The following is a 10,883-nucleotide window of genomic DNA, read 5'->3' on the forward strand; positions in this document are numbered from 1 at the left end:
AGGACACTAGCCGCTAGGGAGCTGGAGCAAGACAGTAAATTAGGTTAAAAAACCTATACCTTCTTATCACTTAAAGAATCCAGAGGAGATTTTCCTCTGGACTTGCTGCAGTAAGTAATTGATTTGGATAGACCTTAATTTCTTGGACCCCTGCTCACTAACTGTTCCTGTGCAAGTTCAACAGCACGCTTGACCATATTCCCTGCATCTTTTGCCCGGATGCCGCCCCATCCTTCTTTTTGAACGACATCATAAAATCCAAGCTCTCTAGCCAGTTCTTCTTTAAAGTGGCTGGACATAATCCCTCTTCTTCTGCCCATCTAAACAACCCCCTTCATACCGCAGCATTCTTAGTATGGGATAAGATTGGGCTTTTCATGTTGGATAAACGCTTTTTAAACAGCAAAAAGCAGTAAACTTAAGTTTACTGCTGCAGATTGCTTATATACTAATTTAAGGCTAAGTGTCCTGATGCATCTTCATAGAAAGTAATTTGAACAGTTTCTGTTAACACATCAGCATAGCTGTAAGAAACACGTTCGAATGAGTTTTCATCCTGATCTAATTCAATAACAAAAACAGATGGATAAGTTTCTGCTAAAACACCGGAACGTTCAATCGTTTTTCGACGTCCTCCGTTGGCTTTAAGCATTAATCTTTTCCCTAAATTTGTGTCAAGAGCCTTCTTAATATCGGCTAAGGTTTTTGGCATTCGGTCCACCTCACTGTGTAAAGTATAACACACTGACATAGTCATGTCAAACAAAAACATAAATTATATCAGTCAAACAAAAAGATTGTCAATATTTTTTATTCTACTTTTTCTTCTAAAATTCAACATTTTTAGCTTGCCTTATTTGGGTAATAATATGTATCGGCCAAAAATAAAAAAATAAGCCTTCTCGAATTGATAGGCTTATTCATCTTCCTCTTCCTCTTGGATTGGCCGATAAGGCATTCCAGTTCGTAACACTCCCTTTGTTTCAATACCTCCGAGACCCTTCTCACCTGTTAATGTGTTACGTAACACATCCCAAACATTAATCCTTTCCATAAATGGGGTAAAGCTGATTTTAGCAACAATATAGACAGGGTCAAGGGCATGGATATTAATTCGAGACGGAGAACTGGCGAAGTTTGCCCCTGCATGGATTAATGATTCAAAATGCGATTGACAAGCTCCCGCAAAAATAACCAACTGATCCAAGTGTGGAATCTTTTTTCTTGCTTCCCTAACCGTTTGAACAAAATGCTTAGAATGGCGATAAGCATTAATATCAGTCATCTTTCCCTTTGCTTTTGAATAGGCATCATGACCGGTGATTACGAGAATATCCGGGCGATACGAATCAATCAATTCACCAATTTGATTAGGCATTTCCTTTTCATTACAATGTATTCCTAAAACTGGGATGCCTACTTTTTCATATAACGTCATACATTTCTTCAAATAGGATGAATCACCATCAAGATGGAGGACCTTGCCTGGCATTTGGAAATAATTACTCGGTTTAACATATCCACCAGTCGCTTCATATTCCTGACGGTGCTTGATTAGTTCTACATCTTGTGTAAACAACTTGAAGGACTGCTCCTCAAGTGTTCTGTACTCTTTGGTGAGTTTTACTCTTTGATTATGGTCAATAACAACCAGGTCCTCATACGGGGCATCTGCTACGAGACGAAAATCCTCTCCATAAAGGATTGCAAACTTCTGGTCGTTTATTTTTCGTACATCAATGATACGAAAGAGTATATCACAGTTATACGACTGCCTTCCGACAATATCATTTAATTTTATATCCACTGTCTTCACTCCAATAAGACCAGCAAATAGGCCCTTAAATAAGGTTTCTATCTTAGGCTATGCAACTACATCCCCTTTTGTGAATTGGTCTGTTGGAATAGGTCTGTTGATTGGCGTTGCGGGGAGTCTTCGTGCCTTCCGCGCCAATCAACAGAGTGTCAAAATTCACATAGTGAAAAAAATAGACCCTTTGCTAGGGTCTATTGGAAAAACGGATATAATTGTTCGCTTAATCGGCCAAATTCCTCTAAGGAAAGGGTTTCTCCTCTTCGACTAGGGTCAATTCCACTTGCACTTAAGGCTTGCAGAATTTCCTCTTTCTTTTGTTTCCCGTCTGGCAGTTGGCTGGTTAGATTATTTAGCAAAGTTTTTCTTCGCTGGGCGAAGCTTGCTCTTGTCACTTGAAAAAAGAATGCTTCATCGGTTACCGTAACCGCTGGTTGTTCTCTCCTTGTCAGTCGAATCACGGCTGAATCAACATTTGGCTGTGGCACAAACACGGTCTTTGGCACAATCATGACGGTCTCTGCCTCTGTATAATACTGTACAGCAATAGAAAGCGAGCCATAGTCCTTTGTCCCAGGCCGTGCAGAAATACGATCTGCCACCTCTTTTTGCAGCATACAAACAATCCCACGGATCGGCAAATGTTCTTCAAGAAGTTTCATAATAATTGGTGTTGTCACATAATAAGGCAAATTAGCCACAACCATAATATCGTTGATATCCTTGAATTCCTCTGTCATTACTTCCGCAACATCTGCCTCGAGTACATCGTTATGAATGACTTTAACATGGGGATAAGGGGATAATGTATCCTCTAAGATTGGCAGCAAACGTTGGTCGATCTCAAAGGCAACTACTTTTTTACTAGATCTGGCCAGCTGTTCAGTAAGCGCACCAATTCCTGGTCCGATTTCAATCGCACCAGATTCTTCTGTTAGGTCCGCAAAGCTGACAATTTTTTTTAAGATGTTTGTATCAATGAGAAAGTTTTGCCCTAGGCTTTTCTTAAATGAAAAACCGTATTTTTTTAAAATGTCTTTCGTCCTTACCGGGGTAGCAATATCTTTATTCATGTATTTCCTCCTGACGAACAACCTTTAGTGCTTCTGAAAATTCTTGTTTACTGATTTGGAACATCATTAAGCGCTTATGAAGCTGTTTTCCATTTGTATATCCAATTTTTAAAAATTCACCCAATATCATTCTTCTCTCTTTTGCTCCCTCGCCGCCGATAAGTCCTGCGGTAAGTAAATCCTCTTGGGTTATTACTTCCGTATACCTCTCACTCATTACCTGGGCATCCTTTAGTGCTTCTTGGATGGCCTCTGAACTGGCGTGCTCGACACCTAGGCTTTCGCCGACTTTTCCCTTTGCCGCTTCCTTGGTTAAAAATGCATGTTTGCAACCAGGAACCGCTTCGGCAATTGTTTTTCTGATTTTTTCACCTGGAAAATCAGGGTCAGTAAAAATGATTACACCTCTTGTTTGCTGCGCACGCTTTACCTTATCAATGGTTACCTCATTGACTGCAGATCCATTTGTTTCAATGGTATCAGCATCTACTGCTCGTTTAATCGCTGTTGTATCATCCTTGCCTTCAACAACAATAATTTCTTTAATTTTCATTTATTAATGTTGGCCTCCGTACACTGTAATAAAAATATTAATATTTGATAAAAACTTGAAACATTTTTGTAATGTCCATCGTCTATATTATCAAACAAATTCATATAATTAGAAAGAAAAGTTTACCTGTTCAATAATCAGGGTATACTGTTTTTATCAGTATGTATTCGTTGTTAGTATAAAGAAATTTTGGAAAAAAGCAAAATGCAGGGGATAGGACCCCCTGCATCATGACAACTATTCTAAAATCTTTATCTTAACTTTTTTACGTCCCCAGCGGTAGCAGTCCTTATTGGATGGCATAAATAAATCAATGATATACCCTTTAATTGCCCCTCCAGTGTCAGCTGCTACTGCATACCCATAACCTTCAACATATACCTTTGATCCTAGTGGAATAACTCTTGGGTCAACTGCGATTACCTTCATGTTCGGGTTAGCACGGAGATTAAGTCCCGTTGCAGTTCTTCCTGAACAACCATTGCAATACGCTGTATACGCTGTTGCAGTAACATAAAACTCTTTTCCCTGCTCATTTGCACCACGGGAAACTTGTAACGATAAATCCTTCGTTCCGACAGCCACAACTTTATCTTGTTTTTCTGCAATCTTCTGCTCACTGAGCAATTTTCTTGATACTTCTTTGCCATTTTCAAGGAGAACCTCATATTGTTTAGAAACCAGACCTTTTTTACCTTTGGATAGAATTTTTTCTTTGCCCTTTTCTAAACGATCATCCTTCTTGGTTACCACAGCAAATTGTACTGGTTCTTCCACTACATCGGTGACTTTTTCTACTCGAATGACGTTAACAACACCATTCTTTGCGATGGTTTCTGTTAATGACGGTTCAACTCGGTCTAATTCATTTAGCTCAATGCCCTGTTGTGATAAAAAGTCAGCGACCGTAGCCGAAGTGGCCCAAATTTGTTGCTTTTTACCGCCGTCAACATATGTAAGATGAAACGCCTTCTTTATGCCAATGTTCATCTTATCTTGTATTGCCGCTTGCGGTCTAGGTGAGATTGAATCATGTTTGCTTAAAACAATGTTCTGCTCTTTTAGGAGTCCAGCTACAGAGTCTGCTGTCGTCCAGATCGTTTTTTTCTCGTTGTCCTTGACAATGTGAACCCGTTTAGCTTGCTTCCAAACGACCATGAGGTGGTCCTTCACCTTTGTATTCGCTTTCGGTTGCAAATAGTCTTGTGAGCGAGTGGATACGTCTAATTCATCAAGTAACTCCTTGACGGTATCCGCATGTGTTTTTACGACCTTTTGCTGATTGTTCAGAGTGATGGCAACAACTTTCTTTGACCCTTCATAATAAAGAATTCCAAGAGATGTCAACAAAACTACGAAACTAGCAAAAGCAATGGTCAATGTCTTCCGGCTCAAAGACTTCGGGAACGGGTTTTTCACGTTTTTGAATACGATGAAAAACGCCTCCTTTTCTTAGAGAGATTAATAAACCATGCTGTCGGCTGTCATTCCTTGCATACTCTGCGAAGGTATTTCTAATTATGCACAAAGTTAGAATATTTGCAAAGAGAAACTTCTCGACACGGTTATCCTATGTAGAAAAGGAGACATGTAGAACTTTTTGTTATCATAAAAATTTAAGACAAGCTTCCACTGACTTCGACAAATTCCCCTATCATTTTATGGCGAATAATTTTTTAGCATTTCGTGTCGTTGCTTCCGCCACTTCCTCAAATGTCAATCCTTTTATTTCGGCAATTTGTTCAGCTACTAATTTTACATAACTAGGCTCATTTCTTTTTCCACGATAGGGATGGGGAGCCAAATAGGGACAATCTGTCTCGATTAATAGCTTATCTAATGGCACTTCAGCCGCCACCTCTTTCGGCTTTTTGGCATTTTTAAAAGTCACTGGGCCTCCAAGCGAAATATAGAAATTCATTTTTACACATTCCTTTGCTACTTCGGGACTGCCGCTAAAACAATGCATAATTCCTCCTACTTCTTCTGCACCTTCTTCCTTTAATATTTCCACTATATCGGCGGTAGCTTCACGATTATGAATAACAATTGGCAGTTTGACCTTTTTAGCTAGCCTGATTTGTTTCCGAAAGATCTCTTTCTGAATATCCTTTGGGGATTTATCCCAATGATAATCCAAACCCATTTCACCAATTGCAACTACCTTTGGATGGGCAGTTAGTTCTTCGATCCATCGTAAATCCTCTTCCGTCATATCAATCGCATCAACGGGATGCCAGCCTATACAGGCATAGATAAAGTCATAGATTTCGGCTAATTCCATCGCGCGCTGAATCGTTGGACGATCAAATCCGACAACCACCATTGTGGTGACTCCCTCATCTTCTGCCCTTTTAATCACTTCTTCTAAATCATCGTTATACTGGTTATCATTCAAATGTGCATGTGTGTCGAAAAGCATACTAATCAAGAACCTCTTTTCACTATTTTCTCTAAATTCTGCACTTAAGGTCTTTCAATGTCAAAAAATCGAATAAAAAAGGGGATTGTCCCGATAAATGTTTCACGTGGAACAATTAAAAGCGAAAGCACCCGTTTAGCGGCGTATGGACTGGAGCACTTTGACTTATCGTAGGGAAAAGGGCGAAGTCCACTAGCCGTTGGGTGCTGGAGCTAGATATCCCCTAAAGTAAAAGCGCCCTTTATCAGGCGCCTCTACTAGTATTTTTTATTATTTTACTTTTGCTCCATTGGCTAAGGTTTGGTCAACTGTTGCTAAGGAAAGCTGACCATCCTTTGATCCAGCTAAGATCATGCCTTGGGATAATTCACCACGTAATTTAACAGGCTTCAGATTTGTTATACAAATTACCTTGCGACCAACTAATTCCTCAGGCTTATAATATTGAGCAATTCCTGAAACAACCTGACGCTTTTCATAGCCTAAGTCAAGTTGAAGCTTTAGCAGTTTATCTGCTTTTTTAATCGGCTCCGCTTGAATCACTTCAGCGACACGCAAATCAATTTTCATGAAATCATCAATGGAAATTTCTTCAATTTCCTGTGGTTTCTCTTCTGGCTTTTCTTCCACAACCGGAGCAGAACCTTGCATTTTCGTCTTAATGAAATCTACTTCTTCGGCAATATCTAGCCTTGGGAAGATAGGTGCAGCCTTCTCCACCTTTGTTCCATTTGGAAGCAGACCAAAATCAGCAAGGCTTTCCCATGCTTTTAATGAATCATCTTGAATACCCAGCTGAGTAAAAATTGCATTCGGCGTCCGTGTTAAGAACGGTTGCAATAAAATAGCAATTCTTCGTAAGGATTCCCCCAAGTGGACCATTACACTAGCTAATTCCTTACGATTTGCCTCGTCCTTGGCTAAAGCCCATGGCTTTGTTTCATCGATATATTTATTGGTACGGCTGACTAACTGCCAAATTGCGGTTAATGCAACAGAGAACTCCATCTTCTCCATCGCTTCTTCGTACTTACTAACTGTCTCTTGATTTGCTTGCAGCAGTGATGCGTCAAACTCGGTAACGGAACCAGCATAATCCGGAATTACACCGTTAAAATATTTTTCGATCATGGCCACCGTACGGTTTAGTAAATTACCTAAATCATTAGCTAAATCAAAGTTAATACGTTCAACAAATCCTTCCGGTGTAAAGACGCCATCCGCTCCAAATGGAACTTCTCTTAATAGATAATAGCGAAGCGCATCAAGACCATAGCGGTCAATTAAGGTAACAGGGTCAACAACATTCCCTTTTGATTTGGACATTTTCCCGTCCTTCATTAACAGCCAGCCATGGGCAAATACCTTCTTGGGCAGTGGGAGGTCTAAGGCCATAAGCATAATTGGCCAATAGATGGTATGGAAACGGACAATTTCCTTGCCGACAAGATGTACATCAGCTGGCCAATAGTTTAAATATTTGGCATCATTCTCTGTTCCATAGCCCAGTGCTGTAATATAGTTAGATAAAGCATCAATCCAAACATAAATAACATGTTTTGGATTGCCTGGCACCTTGATCCCCCAATCAAACGTGGTTCTGGAAACAGCAAGATCCTCCAAGCCTGGCTTGATAAAGTTATTAATCATCTCGTTTTTACGAGATTCAGGTTGAATGAAGTCAGGATTTTCCTCATAGTACTGCAGTAGGCGATCGACATATTTACTCATTCTAAAAAAGTAGGATTCTTCTTTCACTTTTTCAACTGGACGGCCACAATCAGGACAATTTCCTTCCACTAGCTGCCGGTCAGTAAAAAAGGATTCACACGGAGTACAATACCAGCCTTCATATTGATCAAGATAAATGTCGCCTTGCTCAAGGAGTCTAGCAAAGATTTTTTCAACTACTTGTTTATGTCTTTCATCTGTTGTCCGGATAAAATCATCATAGGAAATATCCAACTTATTCCAAAGTCCTTTAATACCATCAACAATTTCATCCACATATTGCTGCGGAGTAATCCCCGCCTCCTCTGCCTTGCGTTGAATCTTTTGTCCATGCTCATCCGTTCCAGTTAGGTACATAACATCATAGCCGCGCATCCGCTTATAACGAGCCATAGCATCACCTGCAACCGTTGTATAGGCATGCCCAATATGTAAATTTCCACTTGGATAGTAAATCGGTGTAGTCAGGTAAAAAGTCTTTAATTTATTCTCCATTTGTATCCCTCCAATAGTTGGCGAGCGCACAACCCTATTAAACCATTATTGCCTCTTTTTCCCTCTTCTATCATCAAAATATACCTAAAAATCAACTTTTGTGCAAGAACACGAGCATTCAATACTTCCATTATTTATAAATAACTTCCTGCTCCCCCCATAAAAATTACAAGACCTTCGAAGTATTTATGGTTCAATAGTAACAAAATATGCAGAAATTTGTCGAATAATATCGATCTAGACTTTTTTGTTATTCACATGACAATAATATTATTAATGGTTAAAAATAGGTAATTTTTAGATACATTAGGGCTAAATCAACGTTTTTTTCTAGTGAACAATTTTAATATTATTTTTCAAAATAAAATAATTGACGGATATGGGAATTTCTTGTATTATTAAGGTATGAAAATTTTGTCGAATAATGACGAATAAATAGATAGAGAAAAAATATGTGAAAATGTGAGAGGAGATCATAAAATGAAATCTACAGGTATTGTTCGTAAAGTTGATGAGTTAGGCCGTGTGGTTATTCCAATTGAATTAAGACGTACTCTTGGTATTGCTGAAAAAGATGCACTTGAAATTTATGTTGATGATGAGCGTATCATCTTAAAGAAATACAAGCCAAATATGACTTGCCAGGTTACTGGGGAAGTATCTGATGATAATTTATCTCTTGCTGGTGGAAAATTGATCCTAAGCCGTGAAGGTGCAGAACAATTATTACAAGAAATCCAAAACAACTTTGAATTAGTTAAATAATAAAATGGCTCCAGCACTTATGCTGGAGCTTTTTTTATTTCCATCATGACTTACTTATTCGACATGATAGGCTTGATACACGTCCCTTTTATTCATGTCTCGATCTTTCGCTGTTTGCTTAATTGCTTCCTTTGAAGAAATATTACTCTCATTGATATAGTGATTTACATGCTCCTCAAGTGATAGACTTTCCCACCAACTTGGTTCTTCCTCCTGCTGTTGGTCTGTCCCCTCAACAATTAAACAAAACTCACCGCGAATTTCATCCTGATTGGTCCAGACAATCACTTCTTCAATCGTCCCTCGAATAAATTCCTCATACTTCTTCGTCAACTCTCTGCATATAGCCATTTTTCGATTACCCAGAACATCTAACATAATCGCTAAGGTCTCTTTTAAACGATGGGGAGATTCATAAAAAATTAATGTTGCCTGCTGCCACTTCAGTCCTTCTAATTCCGTTCGTTTCTCCTTCTTGTTTCGATTCAGAAATCCAAAAAAGTAAAAAGGCTGGCATGGTAATCCGGAGGCAATTAATGATGTCAGAGCCGCATTAGCACCTGGTAAGGGAACCACTGTTACCTTTTCCTGAGTTGCAGCTAACACTAACTCATAACCTGGGTCAGAAATCGCTGGCATCCCCGCATCACTTACTAAAGCAATCTTTAGCCCCTCCTTTACCTTTTCAATTAATTTCTCGCCACTTGCCTCTTTATTGTGTTCGTGATAACTAACCACTGGTGTGCTAATCTCGAAATAATTACACAGCTTCTTTGTATTTCTTGTATCTTCTGCTGCAATTAGGTCTGCCTCTTTTAATAATCGAACCGCTCGGAAACTCATATCTTCTAAATTTCCAATTGGGGTAGGAATCAGATATAGAATTCCTTTCGACGCCTCATTCTCAAAGCTTTTTTGCTGCCACATCATCACTATCACCCTTTAAAAACTCAACTTTTTTCTTTCTTGTTAGCCGCTTAAAATTATATTCTGCCCGAAGCGCCTCGCCTTTATCTTCATAACATTGGTAGTATGTAAGTTCTACTGGTCCACGGCCCCGTGTATATTTTGCCCCTTTTCCTTCATTATGCATCTTAATTCGCCGCTCAAGGTTATTCGTATATCCTCCATACAAACTGCCATCTTTACATGTAAGCACATAAAAGATGTGCTGCTTATTCTCCATATAAAATCTCTTTCACTTCTGCTGTGTATTCATTATCTTCATTATAGACAAAAAGGGGCGGGAGAATTTTTAAATCTGGACTACCATCCTTAGCAGCTTCAATTAAAAGTGTATTCGCCTCTTTCCCCTTTTTCGGATAGACGAATTGAATTCGTTTTGGTTCAAGTCGATATTCTCTCATCAATGTAATGATATCGAGCAATCGTCCTGGCCGATGAACAAAGGCTACCTTTCCACCCTGTTTGACCAATTGGCTTGATGTCTTGACTGCATCCTCTAAGGTACAAAGAATTTCATGACGGGCAATCGCCAGATGTTCATTAGGATTGATTTCTTCCTTTGAAGGTGTAAGAAAATAGGGAGGATTACAAGTGACAATATCAAATTTTCCATAGCCTAGCTGCTTGGGCATTTCCTTGATATCACCATGGATCATTTGGAGGCGGGGAGTCAGCCCATTATATTCAATGCTTCGGACCGCCATATCATAGAGCCGTTCCTGTATTTCAACACCGATAATCTGTCCTTTCGTCCGGGCACTTAAAAATAAGGGAATTACCCCATTCCCACTGCAAAGGTCAATCAAATTTCCTTTTTTAATCGGTACATAAACAAACCTTGCTAGTAAGACGGCATCAAGCGAAAAGGCAAAAACGGATGGGCTTTGGATAATTCTTAAGTTTTCTGCTAACAAATAATCTAACCGTTCATCATCCTTTAAATTAACCATTATTAAACCCCTTCTATTAAGGTAAGCGTAAGCGCCCTGGTCAGCGGCGTATGGCCTGGAGCGCTCCAACTGAGATAAAGGAAACACGAAGAGCGCTAGCGATTCGATGTTGACT

12 protein-coding genes are annotated in these 10,883 nt (G+C 39.4%); 1 reads left to right on the forward strand and 11 read right to left on the reverse strand.

The features are described 5' to 3' along the window. Positions 1-134: 134 nt before the first annotated feature. The 8 genes from V7121_RS21810 to metG form a co-directional block, all read right to left on the reverse strand. Positions 135-320, reverse strand: a complete 186-nt coding sequence (locus V7121_RS21810) for a small, acid-soluble spore protein, alpha/beta type (RefSeq protein ID WP_335501733.1) — start codon at positions 318-320, stop codon at positions 135-137. A 128-nt stretch (positions 321-448) separates the two neighbouring features. Next, positions 449-712: a biofilm formation stimulator Veg gene (veg, locus tag V7121_RS21815; RefSeq protein ID WP_335501734.1), complete on the reverse strand. Its 264-nt coding sequence runs from the start codon at positions 710-712 to the stop codon at positions 449-451. Positions 713-916: 204 nt separating this feature from the next. Continuing rightward, a complete protein-coding gene (yabG, locus tag V7121_RS21820) occupies positions 917-1,807 on the reverse strand; it encodes a sporulation peptidase YabG (RefSeq protein ID WP_335501736.1) in 891 nt (296 codons plus the stop codon). Positions 1,808-2,007: 200 nt separating this feature from the next. Continuing rightward, positions 2,008-2,886, reverse strand: coding sequence for a 16S rRNA (adenine(1518)-N(6)/adenine(1519)-N(6))-dimethyltransferase RsmA (gene rsmA, locus V7121_RS21825; protein ID WP_335501738.1), 879 nt, complete (start codon positions 2,884-2,886; stop codon positions 2,008-2,010). Beyond that, entirely contained in the window at positions 2,879-3,439 is a 561-nt protein-coding gene (gene rnmV, locus V7121_RS21830; protein ID WP_335501739.1) for a ribonuclease M5, read from the reverse strand. The genes rsmA and rnmV overlap by 8 nt, the downstream gene beginning before the upstream one ends. A gap of 237 nt (positions 3,440-3,676) precedes the next feature. Continuing rightward, positions 3,677-4,819 (reverse strand): ubiquitin-like domain-containing protein, encoded by a 1,143-nt coding sequence (locus tag V7121_RS21835; RefSeq protein WP_335547789.1) that lies wholly within the window; start codon positions 4,817-4,819, stop codon positions 3,677-3,679. A gap of 274 nt (positions 4,820-5,093) precedes the next feature. Next, the gene (locus V7121_RS21840) at positions 5,094-5,861 is read right to left on the reverse strand and encodes a TatD family hydrolase (protein ID WP_335501743.1); all 768 of its coding nucleotides are present in this window, start codon (positions 5,859-5,861) and stop codon (positions 5,094-5,096) included. Between the two features lie 270 nt (positions 5,862-6,131). Further along, positions 6,132-8,087, reverse strand: coding sequence for a methionine--tRNA ligase (metG, locus tag V7121_RS21845; RefSeq protein ID WP_335501745.1), 1,956 nt, complete (start codon positions 8,085-8,087; stop codon positions 6,132-6,134). A 480-nt stretch (positions 8,088-8,567) separates the two neighbouring features. On the opposite strand from metG, the gene V7121_RS21850 reads away from it, so the two are divergent. Then, positions 8,568-8,852 carry an AbrB/MazE/SpoVT family DNA-binding domain-containing protein gene (locus V7121_RS21850; protein ID WP_335501747.1) on the forward strand — a complete coding sequence of 95 codons (285 nt, stop codon included), beginning with the start codon at positions 8,568-8,570 and terminating at the stop codon, positions 8,850-8,852. Positions 8,853-8,906: 54 nt separating this feature from the next. On the opposite strand, the gene rsmI is transcribed toward V7121_RS21850, so the two are convergent. From rsmI to V7121_RS21865, 3 genes are read right to left on the reverse strand one after another with little or no spacing between them, the layout of a single operon-like run. Next, positions 8,907-9,779, reverse strand: a complete 873-nt coding sequence (gene rsmI, locus V7121_RS21855; RefSeq protein WP_335501748.1) for a 16S rRNA (cytidine(1402)-2'-O)-methyltransferase — start codon at positions 9,777-9,779, stop codon at positions 8,907-8,909. Further along, positions 9,757-10,038: a GIY-YIG nuclease family protein gene (locus tag V7121_RS21860; RefSeq protein WP_335501750.1), complete on the reverse strand. Its 282-nt coding sequence runs from the start codon at positions 10,036-10,038 to the stop codon at positions 9,757-9,759. The genes rsmI and V7121_RS21860 overlap by 23 nt, the downstream gene beginning before the upstream one ends. Further along, entirely contained in the window at positions 10,028-10,768 is a 741-nt protein-coding gene (locus V7121_RS21865; RefSeq protein WP_335501767.1) for a tRNA1(Val) (adenine(37)-N6)-methyltransferase, read from the reverse strand. The genes V7121_RS21860 and V7121_RS21865 overlap by 11 nt, the downstream gene beginning before the upstream one ends. Between the last annotated feature and the right edge of the window lie 115 nt (positions 10,769-10,883).

The organism is Neobacillus drentensis, from assembly GCF_036962125.1.
GTDB lineage: Bacteria > Bacillota > Bacilli > Bacillales > Cytobacillaceae > Neobacillus > Neobacillus drentensis_B.

What these genes read in the sequence shown, in the direction of transcription:
- V7121_RS21810 (WP_335501733.1), bottom strand. Translation starts at nt 320, where the DNA reads ATGGGCAGAAGAAGAGGGATTATGTCCAGCCACTTTAAAGAAGAACTG.
- veg (WP_335501734.1), bottom strand. Translation starts at nt 712, where the DNA reads ATGCCAAAAACCTTAGCCGATATTAAGAAGGCTCTTGACACAAATTTA.
- rsmA (WP_335501738.1), bottom strand. Translation starts at nt 2,886, where the DNA reads ATGAATAAAGATATTGCTACCCCGGTAAGGACGAAAGACATTTTAAAA.
- rnmV (WP_335501739.1), bottom strand. Translation starts at nt 3,439, where the DNA reads ATGAAAATTAAAGAAATTATTGTTGTTGAAGGCAAGGATGATACAACA.
- V7121_RS21840 (WP_335501743.1), bottom strand. Translation starts at nt 5,861, where the DNA reads ATGCTTTTCGACACACATGCACATTTGAATGATAACCAGTATAACGAT.
- metG (WP_335501745.1), bottom strand. Translation starts at nt 8,087, where the DNA reads ATGGAGAATAAATTAAAGACTTTTTACCTGACTACACCGATTTACTAT.
- V7121_RS21850 (WP_335501747.1), top strand. Translation starts at nt 8,568, where the DNA reads ATGAAATCTACAGGTATTGTTCGTAAAGTTGATGAGTTAGGCCGTGTG.
- rsmI (WP_335501748.1), bottom strand. Translation starts at nt 9,779, where the DNA reads ATGTGGCAGCAAAAAAGCTTTGAGAATGAGGCGTCGAAAGGAATTCTA.
- V7121_RS21860 (WP_335501750.1), bottom strand. Translation starts at nt 10,038, where the DNA reads ATGGAGAATAAGCAGCACATCTTTTATGTGCTTACATGTAAAGATGGC.
- V7121_RS21865 (WP_335501767.1), bottom strand. Translation starts at nt 10,768, where the DNA reads ATGGTTAATTTAAAGGATGATGAACGGTTAGATTATTTGTTAGCAGAA.